Annotated in this window: 18 protein-coding genes; 5 read left to right on the top strand and 13 right to left on the bottom strand. The window is 48.2% G+C overall.

From position 1 onward, the window contains the following. The first annotated feature begins 12 nt into the window (after window positions 1-12). A complete protein-coding gene (locus tag NFR62_RS09685; protein WP_251617875.1) occupies window positions 13-858 on the top strand; it encodes a hypothetical protein in 846 nt (281 codons plus the stop codon). A 63-nt stretch (window positions 859-921) separates the two neighbouring features. On the opposite strand, the gene NFR62_RS09680 is transcribed toward NFR62_RS09685, so the two are convergent. After that, window positions 922-1,824: an alpha/beta hydrolase gene (locus tag NFR62_RS09680; protein ID WP_251617874.1), complete on the bottom strand. Its 903-nt coding sequence runs from the start codon at window positions 1,822-1,824 to the stop codon at window positions 922-924. A gap of 204 nt (window positions 1,825-2,028) precedes the next feature. On the opposite strand from NFR62_RS09680, the gene NFR62_RS09675 reads away from it, so the two are divergent. The 3 genes from NFR62_RS09675 to NFR62_RS09665 all read left to right on the top strand — a co-directional run bounded on the left by NFR62_RS09675 (window position 2,029) and on the right by NFR62_RS09665 (window position 6,115). Continuing rightward, window positions 2,029-3,087 carry a UDP-N-acetylglucosamine--N-acetylmuramyl-(pentapeptide) pyrophosphoryl-undecaprenol N-acetylglucosamine transferase gene (locus tag NFR62_RS09675; RefSeq protein ID WP_251617873.1) on the top strand — a complete coding sequence of 353 codons (1,059 nt, stop codon included), beginning with the start codon at window positions 2,029-2,031 and terminating at the stop codon, window positions 3,085-3,087. Between the two features lie 94 nt (window positions 3,088-3,181). Further along, window positions 3,182-4,504, top strand: coding sequence for a hypothetical protein (locus NFR62_RS09670; RefSeq protein WP_251617872.1), 1,323 nt, complete (start codon window positions 3,182-3,184; stop codon window positions 4,502-4,504). Window positions 4,505-4,702: 198 nt separating this feature from the next. Continuing rightward, complete coding sequence (locus NFR62_RS09665; RefSeq protein ID WP_251617870.1) at window positions 4,703-6,115, top strand: hypothetical protein; 1,413 nt, start codon at window positions 4,703-4,705, stop codon at window positions 6,113-6,115. Window positions 6,116-6,205: 90 nt separating this feature from the next. Here the strand turns inward: NFR62_RS09665 and NFR62_RS09660 are convergent, their stop codons facing one another. From NFR62_RS09660 to NFR62_RS09635, 6 genes are all read right to left on the bottom strand, one after another. Next, window positions 6,206-6,403 (bottom strand): hypothetical protein, encoded by a 198-nt coding sequence (locus NFR62_RS09660; RefSeq protein WP_251617868.1) that lies wholly within the window; start codon window positions 6,401-6,403, stop codon window positions 6,206-6,208. Between the two features lie 35 nt (window positions 6,404-6,438). Then, window positions 6,439-7,044 carry a hypothetical protein gene (locus NFR62_RS09655; protein ID WP_251617866.1) on the bottom strand — a complete coding sequence of 202 codons (606 nt, stop codon included), beginning with the start codon at window positions 7,042-7,044 and terminating at the stop codon, window positions 6,439-6,441. A 153-nt stretch (window positions 7,045-7,197) separates the two neighbouring features. Beyond that, the gene (locus tag NFR62_RS09650) at window positions 7,198-7,395 is read right to left on the bottom strand and encodes a hypothetical protein (protein WP_251617864.1); all 198 of its coding nucleotides are present in this window, start codon (window positions 7,393-7,395) and stop codon (window positions 7,198-7,200) included. Next, window positions 7,392-9,671: a ferrous iron transporter B gene (gene feoB / locus NFR62_RS09645; protein WP_251617862.1), complete on the bottom strand. Its 2,280-nt coding sequence runs from the start codon at window positions 9,669-9,671 to the stop codon at window positions 7,392-7,394. Before feoB ends, NFR62_RS09650 begins: the two co-directional genes overlap by 4 nt. A 41-nt stretch (window positions 9,672-9,712) precedes the next feature. Next, window positions 9,713-9,937 (bottom strand): FeoA family protein, encoded by a 225-nt coding sequence (locus tag NFR62_RS09640; RefSeq protein ID WP_251617860.1) that lies wholly within the window; start codon window positions 9,935-9,937, stop codon window positions 9,713-9,715. A 76-nt stretch (window positions 9,938-10,013) separates the two neighbouring features. Further along, window positions 10,014-10,226 carry a FeoA family protein gene (locus tag NFR62_RS09635; protein ID WP_251617858.1) on the bottom strand — a complete coding sequence of 71 codons (213 nt, stop codon included), beginning with the start codon at window positions 10,224-10,226 and terminating at the stop codon, window positions 10,014-10,016. A 144-nt stretch (window positions 10,227-10,370) separates the two neighbouring features. Here NFR62_RS09635 and NFR62_RS09630 point away from each other — a divergent pair, with 144 nt between their 5' ends. Next, window positions 10,371-10,748 (top strand): metal-dependent transcriptional regulator, encoded by a 378-nt coding sequence (locus tag NFR62_RS09630; RefSeq protein WP_251617856.1) that lies wholly within the window; start codon window positions 10,371-10,373, stop codon window positions 10,746-10,748. A 128-nt stretch (window positions 10,749-10,876) separates the two neighbouring features. Here the strand turns inward: NFR62_RS09630 and upp are convergent, their stop codons facing one another. From upp to NFR62_RS09600, 6 genes are all read right to left on the bottom strand, one after another. After that, complete coding sequence (upp, locus tag NFR62_RS09625; RefSeq protein ID WP_251617854.1) at window positions 10,877-11,515, bottom strand: uracil phosphoribosyltransferase; 639 nt, start codon at window positions 11,513-11,515, stop codon at window positions 10,877-10,879. After that, window positions 11,502-13,061 carry a uracil-xanthine permease family protein gene (locus tag NFR62_RS09620; RefSeq protein ID WP_251617852.1) on the bottom strand — a complete coding sequence of 520 codons (1,560 nt, stop codon included), beginning with the start codon at window positions 13,059-13,061 and terminating at the stop codon, window positions 11,502-11,504. The genes upp and NFR62_RS09620 overlap by 14 nt, the downstream gene beginning before the upstream one ends. Window positions 13,062-13,376: 315 nt before the next feature. After that, a complete protein-coding gene (locus tag NFR62_RS09615) occupies window positions 13,377-15,365 on the bottom strand; it encodes a hypothetical protein (RefSeq protein ID WP_251617850.1) in 1,989 nt (662 codons plus the stop codon). A gap of 128 nt (window positions 15,366-15,493) precedes the next feature. After that, complete coding sequence (locus NFR62_RS09610; RefSeq protein WP_251617848.1) at window positions 15,494-16,390, bottom strand: carbohydrate ABC transporter permease; 897 nt, start codon at window positions 16,388-16,390, stop codon at window positions 15,494-15,496. Then, window positions 16,380-17,366, bottom strand: coding sequence for a carbohydrate ABC transporter permease (locus NFR62_RS09605; RefSeq protein ID WP_251617846.1), 987 nt, complete (start codon window positions 17,364-17,366; stop codon window positions 16,380-16,382). The genes NFR62_RS09610 and NFR62_RS09605 overlap by 11 nt, the downstream gene beginning before the upstream one ends. Window positions 17,367-17,389: 23 nt before the next feature. Continuing rightward, the gene (locus NFR62_RS09600) at window positions 17,390-18,865 is read right to left on the bottom strand and encodes an ABC transporter substrate-binding protein (protein ID WP_251617844.1); all 1,476 of its coding nucleotides are present in this window, start codon (window positions 18,863-18,865) and stop codon (window positions 17,390-17,392) included. Window positions 18,866-18,901: the final 36 nt, after the last annotated feature.

The raw sequence follows: 18,901 nt of genomic DNA, 5'->3' as shown, positions 1-18,901 counted from the left end.
GGGAATCTTAAAGTGGAAAAAGGCACCGTATACTGCGTTGAATTTGCCATAGCTGACGGAAAAGCGTTCGATAAAATTACCGAACTTCTTTTTTCCGTATCGGACACGGTGTGTCTGCATTCCGAGCCGAGCGAATTAGACGACAAAACGGGCGGATTTGCCGATTTGTCGGGCGTGGTAAACGAAGCCGTAAAGTCGGAAGAACTCTCTATAAAAGGAAAAAAAACGCTTCGACTGTATTTTAATCCGACAGATTCGCTGAAAGATTATTTCCTTTCGCTGAGAACGTTTTGCGCCAACTTAAAAGATTCGTCGCTTACTTACGCGCCGTATATTTATTTTACGGACACGCTTTTTTTGAAAGACGGCAACCCCGTAGTAACATTCAATCTTCGCAACAACACGATAGACACCGACCCCGAAGTGGCGGAAAAAGTCGCGGCAATTTACAGCGACTGTATGTACGACGACCCCAGATATATAAAGATAAAAGAAAACTTTATAGCTATGCCCGAATCGCGCAAACGCTATTTTATAAACACCGGCATTCGTTTGATTAAAAATCTTTACATTTATTTAGAGCGCGAGAAAATAGCGAGCCGCAACACGCGCGACGACGAAAAACTGAAAGCGATTAGCGCCTTTCTTCCCAAAAGAGAATGGCTGAACGCCGCCGCCTACAAAAGTCTTATAAACGAGCTGTTCCCCAACGAATTTACCGACGAACTCGCGTTCGCCGAAGATTTTCTCGACGTGTTCAAACTTCAAATCCGCATAGAAAGGCTTATGCGCAAACTTGAATTTTATCTTGTGAACGAAGCGGGCACACCGCCGAAAGAGCGAAGCTACGTCAGCTGAAAACGCAAATAGCCAAACAAAACGCAACTAAACGCATTTATATCGTTTTTCCTTTTCCGCTTTCTATTTTTGAACCGCACGAAGCGCGAAGTCGCGCACAATTTCGTAAATTTCAAGCTTGTTGGTTTCGTTCACAAGCTCGTGGCGCGCTCCCTCTATTAGCTTTAATTCGGGTTTTAATCCGAAACCCTCGTAGCGCTTACACAGCTTTTTAACAAGCTTGCCGTAGCCGCCCACGCCGTCGCGGTTGCCGGATATTATAAGAAGGGGCAAATCTTTGCGAATATTTTCCCCTTTGTTTGCCGCAATAGACTGCATACCGCCGAAAAAGTAGTAGTAAAAACCGTTGCTGCAAGTAAAATTACACTGCGGGTCAACGTTGAACTTTCCCACTTCGGCACGGTCGCGGCACAGCCAACCGTTTATTCCGTCTTTTATTTTTTTATCGTATTTAACAAAAGTTTGAGCCGCAAAAAAATTGCCGCGAGCGTCTTTTTCGCCCTTTTTCAATTTTTTGGCGGCTATTTTTCTGCCCATGTTCACAACAAAACCTTCCATTGCCGCCGAGCCCATTAAAACGCAACCCGCAATGTCGGAAGTGCCGAGAGTTAAGTAGCGCTGCGTTAAAAAAGAACCGTAGCTGTGCCCGAGCACAACGACGGGCAGATTATAGCGCTCTTTAACAAGCGCCGTTATTCCCTTTTCGTCGGCAACCGTGTTTTCGAACAAGTCGCCCTCGCCCGCAAGCCCGAGCGCGTCGGGGTCGGTGTCGCCGTGAGCGCGGTGGTCGTCGCCCACAACTATAAAACCTTTGGCGTTGAGCCATTCGGCAAACTCGTTGTAGCGCGAAATATGCTCCGCCATGCCGTGAATAAGCTGTATTACTCCTATGGGCGACTCTACCGAATCCCACACTTTGAGCGAAATTTGCTTTCCGTCGTGCGCCGTAAACTGTTCGATTTTCATGATTAAACCCCTCCCGTCGGTTTTATTTTTAAACGCTATTTTATAATTTTCGCAGTTTGGCAAACATATACATATAAAATGATTGCCGCAACGAAAACATTATAATGCAAATCGCGGAGTTTGTCAACCGCGTTTGATTGCAGCCTCTACGATTTGAGCGCGCAATTTATGCGCCGTTGCGGCGAGGAGGTTACACACACAGCCATGACTAACACTATTATTCTTACGGGAGGCGGCACGGCGGGACACATTGCCCCCAACATTGCCCTTCTGCCGTTTTTAAAAAATTATAAAGTGCACTATTGCGGAGAAGCGGGCGGCATGGAAGAAAAAATGCTCGCTCCGTTTAAAGACGTAACGTTTCACGCTTTGCCCTGCATAAAATTCAGGCGTTCGCTTTCGCCCAAAAACTTTAAAGTTCCGTTCGTTTTGGCGAGCGGAATAAGAGAAGCGAAAAAGCTTTTACGCGAGCTTGAACCGCGCGTCGTGTTTTCAAAAGGCGGCTATGCGGCTCTTCCCGTAGCGCTTGCGGCAAACAAGCTTAAAGTGCCGCTCGTTATACACGAATCGGATACCGGAATGGGGCTCAGCAACCGCCTTGTGGCAAAAAAGTGCCGCCACGTTTGCGCGTCGTTCCCGTCGGTTGCCGACAAATACGAAAACGGATTTTTAACAGGCGCTCCCATACGTCAAGAACTTTACGACGGAAAAAAAGAGAACATACAACTGAGGCACAATTTTGCGCCCAACGGAAAACCCAACTTGCTTGTTTTCGGCGGAAGTCAGGGCGCGCTCACAGTGAACAAAACGCTCGAAGGAACTTTGAAAGAACTTTGCGTATATTTCAACGTTTTGCACATAGCCGGCAAACACCCGTTCGACGGCGGCGCCGAAAATTACCGCCGACTTGAATTTTGCGATTATATGGCGGACTGTTACGCATGGGCAGACTACGTTGTGTGCCGCGCGGGAGCGGGCACGCTCGCCGAAATAACCGCCCTGAAAAAGCCCGCGCTCGTAATTCCCCTCCCCAAAAGCGACACGAGCAGAGGCGACCAACAGCAAAACGCCGAATACTACCGCAGTTTGGGCACAATCGAAGTTTTGGAGCAAGAAAATTTAACTTGCGGCACTCTTATGTCCGAAACGTTAGGGCTTTTTAAAAAACGCGACGCGCTTGTTGCCGCAATGAAAGCCGCGCCGTGCTCCGACGGAACGCGGCGCATAGCCGACTTACTCAATTCGTTCGCTTTAAAAGCTTAGCCTGCGGGTGTAGCTTTTCGGGATTAAAAAACGAATTTTGTCTTTATTTGCTCGCGCGTTCAAAACGCGGGTATGCCGTGTTATACTCTTTTATATGAAAAAGATATTACAAAAACGGCAACTTCAAACGGTGATGCTGCTTTTTGCAGTTATATTCATACTGCTGTGCGGCGTTGCCTACACTATTTCAACCCGCGATTCGGGCTCGGCGAGTATTCCCACAGTTTCGGAAAAACCTCCGCACGAAATTTTAAGAGAAGCGCGGGCAAGCGCCAACGAGCGCATAATGTGGGAAACCAACTTGGGCGGCACCGAAAACGAGTCGCCAGTGTCGGTATTTACCAAAAACAACGAAATTTACATATTCGGCAACACAAATTCGAGCGACCTCGATTTTGCCGCAAACTCGCAAGGTAAAACTCGCGGTTTCGGCGCACGGCTGAGCGCGAGCGGACGCACTCTCGGCTTTACGGTGTTCGATTTTACTGTGGCGAAAGCGATTCCCACCCTTTCGGGGTTTGCGGTTGCGGGCAACGAGGGTTCGGTTGCGGGGCTGTATCTTTTATCCGACACACTGTCGGTAACCGCTAAGGTTATGATGCCTCCCACCCACGCGCTGACGGCGTGCGGGCTTTACGTTTTCGACAACAGATATTTTTTGGTTGCGGAGTCGTTCAACGAAATAACTCAAAAGAAAACCCTATTGTTGCACGTTTACACAACGGGGCTGTCGCTCGAGCGCGAAAAAGTTTTTTCGCACACTTACAGCCTTGAACTGCTCGATATTTTGCCGTATAAAGACGGCTATATTCTTGCCGCCGCCGCAGACTTTCAAGAGCTCGGCTACCTTACGCTCGCGCGGTTCACAACAATAAGCGAACCTGCGTATACCGACTTGAATTTAGGCTACGCCTACACCCCCGCCGCGTTTTTGCCGCTCGGCGCCGGCTACGCCTCGATTAGCGACAGAGACGGAAACTGCGAGCTTCTGCTTTTAGACGAAAATCTTACAAAAACGGACGTTAAATTTTTAACCAAAACGCCGAACGCAAATAAAAAGACTTTATTTTACGCCGCAGGAACATTCGCCTACACCGGCGAAAAGCTAATCGAACTTTCAGCCGACGGCAGAAGCGTGGGTTCCGTAGAGTTCGCACCCAAAGAAATCGCCGCATTCGCGAGCAACGGAACGGCGGCGTTCGTAGCGGGAATAGGTAGCGGAAAACTCGATATTGCGTATATAGGAAAACAGTCTACCGAGTTATACTCGCTAAGCGTGGAATCCCCCTCTTGCGGCGCGATTTGCGCCGGCGGAACATCTCTTTTAATAGCTGCCGACACCCGCGCGAAAACCGACGACTGCGCCGACTTTTTCGGCGAAAGCGACGTTTGGCTTGCAAAACTTCCGCTCTTGTAAACGGTGCGGTTTAACCCGCTCGGCAGGGGTATATTCGCACTGTTATCGCGGCAGCGTTCACTATTACGAAACGCCTTTAAGCTTAAAATCGGTAATTAGTGCAATAATTCAGCGGTTTTGTGTATTGAATTCCGTATTATATTATACTATACTGTATGAGTATACGGTATAATTAAAAACTAAATTCGGAGAAAATACATGAAACGAAAATTGCTCACCTCTTTTCTTGTAATGGTTATGTCTTTGCTTACCCCGCTTTCGGTGGGCGCCTGTAACAAACAAACCGAATCTCCCGCTTCGAGTTCAAAAGAAAAAGAGCGTTTTCTTATCGGTTCTTGGGTATCGTATTACGACACAAAGCAAGAAGGCTGTCCGTCTATGAGCGAACAAACAAAAGCGCTTTCGAAAGCGGGAATCAATTTTATTCCGGTAGGAAGTTGGATTCTCGACGTGGGAGAACCGATTAAGCACGACGTAACATCGGCGGAATGGTGGAAACATGTTGACGACGTTATGGCGGAAAACGGAATATATTATAATTTTTCGCAAAATTTCGACCCGAACGGCAACGGCAATTCCCACGACGAACTCGTTCGCGCCGTCGAACTGTCCAACGGCAGCGTCAGTAGAGCCAAAACTATTGTGCCGCAATTAAAAAACTGCATCGGCTGTATGCTGAAAGACGAACCCACCTATGGCGCTATGTTAGACGTAGGATTCTGGGGCGAAAAATATCTCAAAGTCGTGCCCGACACAAAAATATACGTTAATATGAATCCCGGATTGATAATAACGGCTTACGGCGACGTATTCGACATTAAAGGTCCAGGCGGCTACAAAGAATTTTTACAGCATTGGGTGGATTGCGGCGGCGCCGAGAATTTGGAATTTTTAAGCCACGACTTTTATCCTTTCAACGCGTCCGACACCATGATGAGCTACTTCAACGACTTGGAAGATATGCGTTATATCGGCTTAAAAAATAACGTTAAAACACATTCTTTCCTGCAAAGTTGCAGTTGGGCGGGCAAACGCATGCCGAATATACATGAACTGCGTTGGAACGCCAACACCTATCTTGCTTACGGATTTAAAGGATTTTCATATTTCAACTGGGTAATGTGGGACGGCGAAGGCTGCAACGACGGCATAATAGACATGAACGGCAATATTCGAAACGAAGCCCTATATAAAGAACTCATAAACATGAACTGGGAAATCCGCGATATGGAAGACATTATTATGAATCTCGACTGCCTGCACGCGTACCACACTTTAAACCACGCCGATTTCAACTCGGTGGAATTGTTGCCGCAAGGTTGGGTGTTGCAACCTAACGATAGCTCCGCCGACTTGATAATATCGCATATGCAAACCAAAGACACAAAAGAGCCGTACCTCGTAATCACCAACAAGTCTTTTACCGAAGCTCAAACGGTAACTTTCAAAATCAGTCCCGACAGCGGTATACAATCGCTTGCGCGCTACAACGCGAAAACTAAGGAATATGACGAGGTTCAGATTATAAACGACTGCTTCACCCTATCGCTCGATATCAGCGAAGCCGCTTGGCTCAAAATAACGGGAACTAATGTGGCGTTTCCCGACTGAGAACGTAGCGCTACACGTCGACTGAATTTATTTTCTACTACTTTAAAAACAAAAAACTTCCCTTTCGTATTTAAAGAGAAGTTTTTTTATTTATTTTTTCGATTTGGGCGGAGCTAAACGCTCTTGCTCGCGTTGCCCCATGTCGCGCAAAACTTTGCTGCAACGCCTCAAATCCACTTCGGGCGGAGTGCGCCACGCGAACGGCAACAAATCTTCGCAGTCGCACACAAAATGCGGCTCGACTATTTTACGAGTTTTTCTCGGTCTTGTCTTTTTGACTTCTTGCATTTTTTATTCGCTCCAAGAGGTTTGCGGATTTAACTTTACAAAGAGAACTTATTTTTGTTTTTGTTGAGAATAAACTTTAATTTGGGAATATCGTTTTTAGCCACTTTAAGCGGCGGAGTGGTGCCCCTAAGCGTAAAAAACGTGTAGCGGTCGGATGAGAGGATAACGTGCCCGCGTTCCTCGTCTATAATGTAATCGTGAACGTGATACCAGTCGAGATACCGCATACCCGAATATATTCCCCTATCCACAACCGCGCTACGGCTTTTCATGAGAACCACCAAAAAAAACTCCACGCAAAGCAACAGCCCCGAAAGCGCGCCGAGCATAACGTTTGTTTGCCAACGCTTCATGCCCATAACCTCGCGCATTAAAACAGCTTCGGGACCTTGCGGGTCTGCCATTTGCGTTACGGCGTAAAAAATGAAAAACGCGATTATGCCCGCAAACACCAAATAATGCCATTTAAAATTTTTGAGTTCCACAAGAGTAATCGAATTATAAAGTTTTATTTGCCGCCGAATTTGACGCACCGCCGCCGTAACCAAAACGGCGCCTACGGCAACGCAAACTATTCCCACGAGCGTAGGAAGCAAAAACGGCTTTATAGAATTTATTACCTTGTTAGCGCACTCCAACATTAAAATTAGTATACCACATAATTTATATAAAGTCAATCCGTTTTTGTTCGACTACTTTTTACGCGCGCAAAGTTAGGCGAAAAAACAAAAAGAGGCGGCAATACGAACCGTCTCTTTTTGCAATAAAAAGTAAGGATGTATGTATGGGCAATTTTATTTGCGGCGGATACTTTTTTCGTTTTCTCCGCCGTTTGCGGGAACGCGGCTCGAACAGCATCCGCCGCACTGCGAGCACTCACCGCCGCAATCGCACCCGCCTTTATGCTTCACTTTCGAATATATCGCAATCGCCAACGCGCACACGAACGCCGCGCAAACAACTGCAAGAATAACTATTTCCCACCAAGTCATGCCGTAACCTCCGAATGTTTCTTGTTCTTGCGCAATTTAAGTTTGCCCTTGTTGTTCAGCACAATAAGCGTTACCGCCAAAGCCGTAGCCGCAACCCAAACGAACGAAGTCCACCACCAACTTCCGATTGTGTAGACGGCGGCGCCCACAATGTAGCTTGCCGCAACCCAGAACAGAACCGTCCATATAAATTTTCCTTTGGGAAGTTCCGCTCTTGCCGTAGCGCAAGCCGCGAAGCAAGGAATAGTAGTCATGTTAAACGCGATAAACGATATAAGCGCGGGAATAGTTATGCCCGTTGCCTGCATCATAGCAATAGCCGAAGTTATGCCCTCTTCGTCGGCAAGAAGCGCGCCCGACGTTACGCCGCCCACGTTCGCGCCCATAGCTATAAGGCAGGCGCCGAGCGTTCCGAAAGTTGCAATAACGTTTTCCTTAGCGACAAGTCCCGTAACGGCGGCAACGGCAAACACCCAACCGAATGCCCCTATTTGCGAACCGAAGCCAAGCGGCGTGAAAAGCGGCTGAATGAACATGCCGAGTTGCGCGAGAATGGATTCGTTCATGCGCGAATCGTCAAGGTAATGCCAACTCGGGCTTAGGTGCGAGAACAGCCAAATTATAACCGTAGACGCGAATATTATTGTGAAAGCCTTTTTAACGAAGTGCTTCGTTTTATCCCACAAATGAAGCGTAAGGTTTTTAAAGCGCGGCCAATGATACGCGGGAAGCTCCATAATAAACGGCGGAACCTCTCCTTTCATTGTGGTGTTTCGCATTATAAGCACGCTTACAACCGCCGCCACTATCCCGAGCAAATACATTCCGTAGGTTATGAGGTCGGCGTTGCCCACTCCGAAGTGTTGAACTATGCCGCCCGCAATCGCGGTGAGAATGGGAAGTTTTGCCCCGCAAGAAAAGAACGGAATAACGCGAACGGTAGCCACCCTCTCGTTTTCGTCGGCAAGCGTGCGCGTGTTTACCATTGCGGGAACGGAACAGCCGAAGCCCATAATCATAGGCATAAACGAACGCCCCGAAAGCCCGAAACGGCGAAAAATTCTATCGAGCACAAACGCTATACGCGCCATGTAGCCGCTGTCTTCCAAAACGGAAAACCACATAAACAGCATAAGAATTTGCGGCAAGAAGCCGAGAACGGCGAACAATCCGCCCAAAACGCCGTCGGCAACAAGCCCCGAAAGCCATTCGGTGCCGATTGCACCGCCGACCGCGTCGATAATAGTGCCGAAAAGAGTGTCGAACGCGTTAAACAGAATCACACCCGGCGAAAACACCGCGCCGTCGTAAAAAATCCCCACGAACGTTTTCATTCCGTCCGAAATATTAAGGTCGTCGAGCGCGGGAAGCCCTTTTCCTAAGCCCGCCCATGCGCCTATGTAAAGAAAATCTTCCGAAAAGGTGACGTGAAACACCGCGAACAAAATCGCTATAAATATGGGAATCGCAAACACGCGGTGTGTAAGCACTCTGTCGATTTTATCCGACTTTGTAAGCTTTTCTTTTTTTGTTTTGGTTTTTGCAACCGATAAGTTTTGCGATATGTATTTGTATCGTTCGTCGGCTATAACCGCTTCAAAATCTTCGCCGCCCGATAGCTTTTCAAACGTTTCTTTCGCACCTTTGCGCCCGAGTTCGAGCTCGTCGTTTTCAAGCAATTTTATTGCATGGAATAAAGGCGACGAAACTTCTTCGGCTTCGAAAAACTTTTTCGCGCCGTCTATTTTAGCTCCGAGCGCTTGTTCGAGCACGGTTTTGCCTTTGCGCTCGCGCGGCATAGCGGCGGCGCGCCGAACAAGTTCTTTTATTCCCGTTCCATTAATCGCCGACACGGGCACAACGGGAACCCCGAGCGCAAGCTCTATTGCTTTCGCGTCAACCTTATCGCCCGCTTTTTCCACCTCGTCCATCATGTTGAGCGCCACTATAACGGGAACGTCCATTTCGAGCAGTTGCGTAGTTAAATACAAGTTGCGCTCTAAGTTGGTTGCGTCTATTATGTTTATTACGCCGTAAGGATTGCCGTCTAAAATATAGTTGCGCGAAATCACCTCTTCGGGCGTGTAAGGCGACAGCGAATATATTCCCGGCAAGTCCACAATATTTATATGTTCGCTTCCCTTTTTGCAAACGCCCTCGCGCTTATCCACCGTAACGCCCGGCCAGTTGCCGACGTGCGCGGCGCTTCCCGTAAGAGCGTTGAAAAGCGTGGTTTTTCCGCAGTTGGGATTTCCGATTAAAGCAAACGTTTTCATTCTTTTTTAACCTCCGTATTTTTTTAAACCGACTAATTCAGCTATTCAACTTCTACGCATGCCGCTTCCGCTTTTCTCAACGTAAGCTCGTAGCCTCTGAGCGTTATTTCCATAGGGTCGCCGAGCGGCGCTTTTTTTCGCATTGTAAGTTCCGCGCCGGGAGTCACGCCCATATCGAAAAGCCGACGACGTATTCGCCCCTCGCCAGTAACGGCTTTAATTTTGCCGCTCTCGCCCGCAACAAAATCGCTTAGTAGTTTGCTCATGTTTTTTCTCCTTTCTTTGTTTTATTTTTATCTACAATATTTTTTCTACGTTATGGCAAATTTGCAAAACGACAAATCATGATACTAAAATTTTTCCCGCAAGCGTTTTATCAAGGCACAGCCTGCCCTCTTTAACAACTAAAATCACATTGCCGCCCGTCTGCGACAAAAGCGTTACTTTACTGCCCTCGCTAATTCCGAGCTCGCGCAAATGTTTTTTTGTTTGCCCGTCGGCTCCCACCTTTCGCACTTCAAGCTCGCATCCGCGAGGCGCAACAGTTATAGGCATAATTTTAACCTCCGCTAACATTTTTAACTTCGATTAACATTATACTCCCAAAAACCGCTTCCGTCAAGCAAATGTTAACCGAAGTTAAAATATTTTTTAAAAATTTTTGTGGCTTTTCCCGAAAATATATGTTATAATGCTTGTATGAACAAATTCGAACAAAAGCTCACCATTTCGGCTGAGGATTATTTGGAAGCGGCTCTCATACTAACGCTTAACGGAGAGCGTATTAAAGTTACGAGCGTTGCCGAGCGTTTGGGAGTATCGAAGCCCGCCGTTACCAACGCACTCAGTGAACTTGCCGAAAAAGGACTGCTTATTAAGCAGCCCTACGGCGACATAAGCCTTACGGAGCAAGGCAAAAAAGAAGCGGAGCGCATATACGGAAAACACAGGCTTTTGCACGACTTTTTGTTGCGTCTCGGAGTTAGCGAGCAAACTGCGGGAATAGACTGTTGCAAAATAGAGCACGACCTCAGCGATGAGACTGTGGAGTGCATAAAAAAGTTTATGGGAATATAACTGCGGCAGGCGCAACGCGAGCCCCGCAATTTAAATCGCAATTATTTTCATTTTAATAAGCGTTATTCGGAGCGGAAAGTCTTTGTTAAAAAATTCCGACCTTTTGCAATCAAAAGGTCGGAAACTTTTTATTTCGTGCCGAAAAGTCTGTCGCCCGCGTCGCCGAGACCGGGAAGAATATAGCCGTTTTCGTTTAAGCAACGGTCGAGCGTGGCGATATATACGTTCACGTCGGGGTGAGCTTCCGCTACTTTTTTCACCCCTTCGGGCGCCCCTATAACGTTCATAAGTTTAATGGATTTACAGCCGCGCTTTTTCAAAAGAGCGATTGCGTCGCATGCGCTGCCGCCCGTTGCAAGCATGGGGTCTAAAAGCACGACTTGCATTTTTTCGATACCGTCGGGAAGTTTGCAATAGTATTCCTGCGGTTCGAGCGTTTCTTCGTTGCGGTACATTCCTATATGCCCCACTTTCGCTGTGGGAAACAGCGTGTGAACGCCGCTCACCATGCCGAGTCCCGCCCGAAGTATGGGAACGATTGCAACGCTCCCCTCCACAACCATTTCCTGCTCGCATTTTTCGAGCGGAGTGGTAACGTTAACCGTTTTGGTGGGAACTTCCTTAAAACTTTCGAAAGCCATTAAAGTGGTTATTTCTTCAACGAGTTCTCTAAATTGTTTCGTGCCTGTGTTTTTATCGCGCAGTATGGCGATTTTGTGCCTTATAAGCGGGTGGTCGAGCACAGTGACGTTTTTATAGTTCTTCATTCCTTTTCTCCTCAGTATTCAATTTATTTATCGTGTGTTCGCTTTCAGCCGCACCCATAAGCGCGGTAGCCGCAGCTTCGGTAGTGGGCGCTTCCCCGTTCGCGCTCTCCTCGCCGTCCGACGAGTCGGCAACCGTTTGCGTTTGCGCACCGTCGGCGCTTGCGGTTTTTTTATTGCCTATATTCACCAAAAGGTTTGTAAGTATGCCCAAAATAAGCGAGCACGCAACCGACGTTATAACGACCTTGCCTATGTTAAGCACCATTCCGCCTACGCCCGCAATGAGAATAACCGACACGGTGAAAAGATTTCTGTTGTCGCCCAAATCTACCTTTTGAATCATCTTTAAGCCAGACACCGCTATAAAGCCGTAGAGAGCTATACAAACGCCGCCCATTACGCATTTGGGAATAGTTGAAAGAAACGTTACGAACGGCGCGACAAACGCCGACACAATAGCCATTATAGCCGTTACGAGAATTGTGCGCACCGACGCGTTGCCCGATATTGCCACACACCCCACCGACTCGCCGTATGTAGTGTTCGGGCAGCCGCCGAAGAACGCGCCCGCAACCGAACCGACGCCGTCGCCCAAAAGAGTGCGGCTAAGACCCGGCTCTTTAAGCAGGTCGTGCTCTATGATAGACGAAATATTCTTGTGGTCGGCAAGGTGTTCGGCAAACACGACGAACGCAACGGGCACATACGCCACCGCGATTGTGCCTATGTACGCGCCCATGCCGCTTCCCGTGTATCCGCCCTTAAACGCGGTTAAGAACGCGAAATCGGGATACCATTGCATATTCTTGAACAGCCCGAAGTTTATTATTTTAAGCGCGTCTATTTTCGCGCCGTAGCCTATTGCCGTAAAAATCGAGGCAAGCCCGTAGCCCGCGAGTATGCCGATAATAAACGGTATCATTTTCAGCATTTTTTTGCCGAAAACAGAGCACACGATTGTAACCGCCAAAGTAACAAGCCCGCAAAGCAGAGCCAAATACGGCGAGCAAATCATAACCTGAACTTCTTTTTGAACGGGAGAGCCGTTTTCGATTAGCCATTGCAAAACAGGCGTAGTAACGCTTCCTTGCATAAGGTCGCCTATCGCGTTGCCGGCAAGCGAAAGCCCTATAATAGCAACTGTGGGTCCTATTACAACCGCAGGCATAATCTTATCTATCCATTTTACGCCCGCAAATTTAACTATAAGCGCAATCACCACATAAACAAGCCCCGCAAAGCCCGCGCCTATCAGTAGCCCCAAGTATCCGAGCGACATCGAAACTCCGCCCGCGAAAGCCGCGCTCATAGAGCCGAGAAACGCGAACGAACTTCCTAAGAACACCGGACTTTTGAATTTTGTGAAGAGCAAATACACAAGCGTGCCCACGCCGGCGCCGAAAAGCGCCGCGCTCGGCGACATTCCGTTGCCGATAATCATAGGCACCGCGATTGTCGCCGCCAAAATCGCCAAAAGCTGTTGAAGCGAAAACAACAGCAGTTTTCCGAAGGGCGGTTTCCCGTCCACACCGTACACCATTTTCATATAGAATTTTCTCCTTTGAGTCGCGTAAGAGCTTTCCGTAAAAAGCGACATGTACGCGCCGCTTTTTGCGCGCTCCCCAAAGAATAATTATATCAAATAAACTCTCGGTTAGTCAAACGGATTGCGCCCGCAAATCAAAGTATGCGCATATTTTCTTATTGTCATATTTTGGAAAGCCTGTCATTGCGAGCGAGTGCAACGAGCGCGGCAATCACTTATGCCGAACGATAAAAGTTGCAACTTTTTCTCCATGCACGGGATTGCTTCGCCTTGCTCGCAAAGACACTACAACGCAGGAACAACGCGGCAATAACCCTACGCCAACTTATACGCGTAGTTCAGCCGTCCCGCAGGGGCGACATCGCCGTAAAGGTAAAAATCCCATGCGTTGCCATAGAGCTCGCTTCTAAACGGCGTGCCGCTTCCGCCCGCAAGCGAACCGCCAACGTTATCGGTAGCTTTAATTTGAATTTGCTTTCCTTCCGCTTGCCCTATTGCCGAAAGCGGAATTTCGAAAGCGATTGCATTGCCGAAAACACAATAGCGCGCGGTTGCAGAGGCGTCACGCACGGGCTTGCCGCTTTTATCGGCGCTAAGCTTTTCCACCGACGTGGTGCCGTCGGCGTTGGGAGCGCCGTTAATAACGTAATTGTAATTTTCCCAACCGTTTTCGTCGCCCGTAGAAATATACAAGTTCATCCAACTTTTGTCGCCCGACTTATATTCGGATATTTTTTCCTTGCAAACAACTTGCACATATAAATTTTCTCCGTCGTTCACAATCTTTAAATACGAAATATCGTTGCGCGCGGTTGTGTCGGTGTAAGTCAAATCGCAACCCGACGCATAAGTTCGCATGTTGCGTTCCCCTATTTCTCCCACCGCGTCAAGATATTTGCGGCTAAACGAATCCCAAGCCGCGCCGTCGGAAATATTAGGCGACGCGCGAAACCCTACCGCCTCCGACTCCGTCAGTCCTTTAAACGCGCGAATATTCATTGCGGTTTGAAAAGCGTAGTTGTCGCCGTAGACACCCGCTACGGGTTCGAGTTCGCGCGAATACGTTAAGTCGAATTCGTCAACAAACGGCGCGTAAAGAGAGTTCGGCTCTTCAGTTTTGTCTATCTTGCGCATAGCCCATTCGTTCCAACCCGTTACGGTGGCTATTTTTACGTCGCCGCCTTTGCCGCTTATGGCATAGTTCCACTGCTGAGCGTAGTTCGCCCCCGCCGCCACCTTTTCGGGCTCGTAGCCCGTAGTCGTGTCGCCGTAAGTCCAACCGCGAGCGCGATAGACAGGGCTGTCGTATTCCAAATACGCTCTGCTCGACCAGCACGCGTCCAAATGTTGCGACGGCGAAATATTCATTATTCCGTTATGGTTATATTGATATTCGTTCCAATCAATCCACGGCATGGCGTCGGGTTCGGGTTCGTCGGTGGGCCATTGCATTTGTTTTAAAAACAGTTTGTCGTCCCACAGTTCGCGCTCCACCTCTTTAAAGTTCCCTACAACCCACGCTTTGCCCGACGGATTAACGGATTCGTCGCCAACGAACCAAACCTTGCGGTATTTTCTTTCGCCGTAGTAACGGGTGTAGCAACCGTTAAGCATAGTTTTTGCGTATTGCGGGAACGTGGGAAGCACAAGCATGGCTTGCGGCACCGTTACGCCTTCGTCGAGCATTTCCACGAGAACGTCGAGCACCGCCGTAACGCTATCTTGAAAATAATACGGATAGTTCGTTAGGTCAATCATTATAAAGTCTACGCCCATTAAGCCGAGAAGCTCCATTTGCTTGCGTATTACCCACTTGTCGCGGTTTGCATAGTAGCCGAACAGCGGTTCGGCATACCAGTGAGTTTTGCCGTTGGGACTAATTTCGTTATCGTCGGCGCGACTGAAAACGGGATTGTACTCGAAGTATTCTTCAAGCGTCTTTCCCTTTGCGAGCCACTCTTGAATAGAATCGTAGCCTTGCATTATTTTGGTAATATCGTAAATTTCGGGCGTTGTCGAATCGGCTTCGGAATTGTTCACGTTGTAGAACATGCCCACATATTTGCCGTTGCTCTTTTTGTTCGTTGGCATAATCACGCGCCCGAGCGCGTCGGTTCCCGCAAGTTGCGACACCGTGAATTCGTAGTCGTTCATGTCGGGATAAGGGTCGGTATAAACTGCGGAGTTATTGCCGTCTCCTTTATTGCCTCCGTCGCCGTTTTCAGAGCCTTTACCGCACGCGAACGCGCCGAAAGCCATTACCGCCGCCATGAGCGCGACGCAAATCTTTTTTAACGCTCCCATCTTTTTAACGCCCTCCTTTTTAAATGCAGTTTTCGTGCAGTCATTCAAACTGTTTAATCCGCCATAACCTCGTTACGGCGCGCTAAAAAACCGAGCGCCGCCACGAGCAAACAGAAACGGAAAAAGCGTCAGTCTTTGAGACCGCCTATTTTTATGCCGCCTATCATGCGTTGCTGGAACACTAAGAATAAAGCTACGGGCGGCAACGACATGCACACCACCATAGCCATCATTTCGTTGTAATGGTCGGAAAGATATGTGCTGTTCGTGTAATCCACATAGAATTTGAGCGCGAGCGTGTAGCTTTTTTCGCTACCCGACGACAAATACATCAAAGGTCCCTGAAAGTCCATCCACTGCGCTATAACGGTGTTTATGCAGATATAAACGAACACGTTGAACACGAGCGGCATAATTATAACCGCGAAAATTCTGAACAGGCTCGCGCCGTCTATAAGAGCGGCTTCGTCGAGTTCTTTCGGAAGAGTGCGCATAAACTGAATAACCAAAAAGATATTTAAAGCGCCGCCGCCGAAAAACGCCTGAATCCACAAAGACGCAAGTTTACCCGTAAGCCCCACAGTTGCATACAAAGTGTAAGTCGGAATTTGCAGAACGCTTGCGGGCACCATAACGGTTGCGAGAATAACTGCGAACGCAATTTTCTTGCCTATGAATTTTGCGCGCGCGAACGGGAAAGCGGTTATGCAAGCAGTAAGCGGAATAAAAAACGCGTTGATTGCCACAACCAAAAGAGTGTTTCCGAGTTGCGAAAGATACCCCGTTATAATCTTGTAGTTAGAGGGCTGAAAGCTGTGCGGAAACAGGTGCATTTCAAGCCCGCTCGACTCCGTATAGGTCATAACGCTTTGAAAAAGCATGAACACCACAGGCAAAAGCACAATGCACAACAAAAGCACGGCGACCGAGTATTTAACAATATAGTCTACCGCAGTTTTGCGCGCTTTGCGGCGAGCGGAAAGCAAAAGTTGCTCGTTGGAATTATATAAAAGCTTAGTCGTCACCGTAATGCACCCACCCGCTGAATTTAAACATGATTATCGATAAAAGTCCCACTATAACGAACAGCAAATACGCTTCGGCGCACGCCAAGCCGTAGTTGTGGTACGAAAAAGCCATGCGGTATATTTCAACAGCCATAAAGTTGAATTCCTCTTCGGGTCCCGTTCCGTATGCCGCGTAAGTTCCGAACGTCTGCAACCCCGCTATAAGCGAAGTTACAAGGTTATAGAAAACTATAGGAGTGGAAAGCGGAATAGTTATGTGGAAAAGCTGTTTAAAGTAGCCCGCGCCGTCAAGCCGCGCCGCCTCGTAAAGAGTGGGCGGAATGTTGGAAAACGCGGCAAGTAGCATAATCATGCCGCCGCCAAGCCCGAACACGCTCGTGAACACAAGCGTCGGAATAGCGGTGCTCTTTGCCGAAAAGAACGTTAGTTGCGGAAGCCCCAAATTGAGCAACCATGTGTTAATGAGTCCCGTAGTGCCCGACGCGCTGTAACGGAATATTGCCATGTAGATAAAGCCCGAAATAAAACCGGGAATCAAACAGGGCAAATAAAACAGCAAACGCACAACCCCTATGCCTTTCATTTTGCGGTGCAGGAAAAGCGCGAGCGCGTAGCTTAGCACCGTGCAAAAAGCCATGTTCGCAATAACGTATATAAACGTTACGCGCATGGAATTTAAAAACCTTTCGCCCGCCACCGAAGAAAAATCGAAAAGGCGTTTAAAATTGAACGCTCCTATTTGCGAAATAAAAGCGCCGTTGTAGTTGGTGAAGCTGAAAAACAGCGACATAAGAATGGGCGTTGCCGCAAACACGACCATTCCCACAGACACGGGAATTAAAAACACCCAACACTGCAAACTTGTGCGCAACATTCTTTTGCTGTATTTGCGCCTCTTTATTTTGCAAGGAAGCGACGACGAAAGAACACCGACGCTTCCCTTGCTCGAATTGTGTTTTATGCCTATACTCAAATTGCGAAATCCTTTAATTTAGGTTAATTGCCCGAAGCTATCTTGATTGCGTTGTTTATGTCTCTGTGATAAGACCTTAAAAATTTGGGAATACCGTTTTTCTCGTCGAGGTAGTCGGACGAAGTGGTGTTTTGAAGCACATACTTAATGCTGTCTTCGAACGCTTTTGAAACCTCTTTTATTGCGGTAATCGGTTTAATAAGCTCGCGGTAGCCCGTTTGAGCGGTAAGCGAAGCGGTGTCGTATTCGTAAATATACGCGTCGTGGTTAAAACTCGCGTCGCCGTTCACGGTAACGTTGCGCCAAACGGCGTTTTCGTCGTCGAACAGTTTTTTGAGCACGGGAATGTTGTTGCCCGTTGCCGAAATAGCGTTTTGCCCTTCCTCGCTCGCAACGTATTTTTGGAACAGCCACGCCGCAGTGGGATTAGCCGCATGACGGTACATAGCGTAGCCGCTGCACCCCGTTCCCACAAAGTAACGGCTTTCGTCGTCGTGCAGGTTAGGCATGGGAACAACGCCTATGTTAGAAACGTTTGCCGCAAGGTCGGTAAGCGTAGCTCTTACGCCGAACAGGAACACCGAAAGCTTGTTTTTAAAACGCCAATAGTTGCCCGTGCCGCCTTCGGTCATGTAGCCTTTATTGTTGAGCTCTTTAATAAACTTATAGGTTTCGAGCGTTTCGGGGCTGTTGAGCGCGCTCGTGGTTACGCCGTTTTCCTCTTTAACCACCGCGCCGCCGTATGCGTGTAGCAACGGCCACAAAAGCGACTCCCAATTCCAAAACGCGTCGAGCGCGCTAACGTCTTTTCCGTCGTCGTTTTTAACGTTTTTGCATTTTTCCATAAGCGCCAAAAATTCGGACTTTGTGAGAGCGCGGTCGGGATGAAGTTCTTCTTCGCTCACTCCCGCCTTTGCAAGGAAATCCTTGTTGTAATACATAACCATGCGGTCGCTGTCGCGCGGCATCAAATAAACGTGCTCGCCCACCTTGCAATCGTCCACCATTATTTTCACCAAATCGGCGAAATCGAACGATTCGTCGCGCCCGTCGAAATAGTCTACGGGCATGAGCATATCGAGCGACTGATATTCGGTTACGTCGGTGTTGCTCGCCCAGAACACGTCGGGGAACGTATCGTACTTGCCGTTAAGCGTGCAAGCCGAATTCATGTTGGTGAGCGTGTCTTTGTAGCCCGCCGACGGATAGTTTTTGTAGTCTACCGTAATCGAGGGATACTTCTTTTTGAACCCGCCCAAAAGCGCGTTCATAATAGTTATTTGGTCGGGCTCTTGGTTGGTTACTATTCTGAGCGTTCCCGCATACGATTCGTCGGCGGTAAAGTCTACCGTATTGAGCACCTCGTTCATAACCTTATCGAGTTCTTCCTCGTCGAACCTGAAAACGTTACTGTTGCACGCTACCGCCGAAAAGCACATAAGAGCGCAACACAACGCGCACAACACTGTGCGAAACGTTTTTTTAATGCCTTGTTTCATATTCGTTCTCCTTCTTTTTTTAGCCTGCGTGGGGAA

The organism is Pumilibacter muris (assembly GCF_943193045.1).
GTDB classification, from domain to species: domain Bacteria; phylum Bacillota; class Clostridia; order Christensenellales; family Pumilibacteraceae; genus Pumilibacter; species Pumilibacter muris.
Note: the sequence above shows the minus strand (reverse complement) of the source record. Positions and strands in the feature narration are given on the sequence as shown.

Coding starts and splice junctions, on each gene's coding strand:
- NFR62_RS09680 (WP_251617874.1), bottom strand. CDS start 1,824: ATGAAAATCGAACAGTTTACGGCGCACGACGGAAAGCAAATTTCGCTC.
- NFR62_RS09655 (WP_251617866.1), bottom strand. CDS start 7,044: ATGTTGGAGTGCGCTAACAAGGTAATAAATTCTATAAAGCCGTTTTTG.
- NFR62_RS09650 (WP_251617864.1), bottom strand. CDS start 7,395: ATGACTTGGTGGGAAATAGTTATTCTTGCAGTTGTTTGCGCGGCGTTC.
- NFR62_RS09620 (WP_251617852.1), bottom strand. CDS start 13,061: ATGAAAATGGTGTACGGTGTGGACGGGAAACCGCCCTTCGGAAAACTG.
- NFR62_RS09670 (WP_251617872.1), top strand. CDS start 3,182: ATGAAAAAGATATTACAAAAACGGCAACTTCAAACGGTGATGCTGCTT.
- NFR62_RS09660 (WP_251617868.1), bottom strand. CDS start 6,403: ATGCAAGAAGTCAAAAAGACAAGACCGAGAAAAACTCGTAAAATAGTC.
- NFR62_RS09615 (WP_251617850.1), bottom strand. CDS start 15,365: ATGGGAGCGTTAAAAAAGATTTGCGTCGCGCTCATGGCGGCGGTAATG.
- NFR62_RS09675 (WP_251617873.1), top strand. CDS start 2,029: ATGACTAACACTATTATTCTTACGGGAGGCGGCACGGCGGGACACATT.
- NFR62_RS09630 (WP_251617856.1), top strand. CDS start 10,371: ATGAACAAATTCGAACAAAAGCTCACCATTTCGGCTGAGGATTATTTG.
- upp (WP_251617854.1), bottom strand. CDS start 11,515: ATGAAGAACTATAAAAACGTCACTGTGCTCGACCACCCGCTTATAAGG.
- NFR62_RS09635 (WP_251617858.1), bottom strand. CDS start 10,226: ATGCCTATAACTGTTGCGCCTCGCGGATGCGAGCTTGAAGTGCGAAAG.
- feoB (WP_251617862.1), bottom strand. CDS start 9,671: ATGAAAACGTTTGCTTTAATCGGAAATCCCAACTGCGGAAAAACCACG.
- NFR62_RS09600 (WP_251617844.1), bottom strand. CDS start 18,865: ATGAAACAAGGCATTAAAAAAACGTTTCGCACAGTGTTGTGCGCGTTG.
- NFR62_RS09640 (WP_251617860.1), bottom strand. CDS start 9,937: ATGAGCAAACTACTAAGCGATTTTGTTGCGGGCGAGAGCGGCAAAATT.
- NFR62_RS09665 (WP_251617870.1), top strand. CDS start 4,703: ATGAAACGAAAATTGCTCACCTCTTTTCTTGTAATGGTTATGTCTTTG.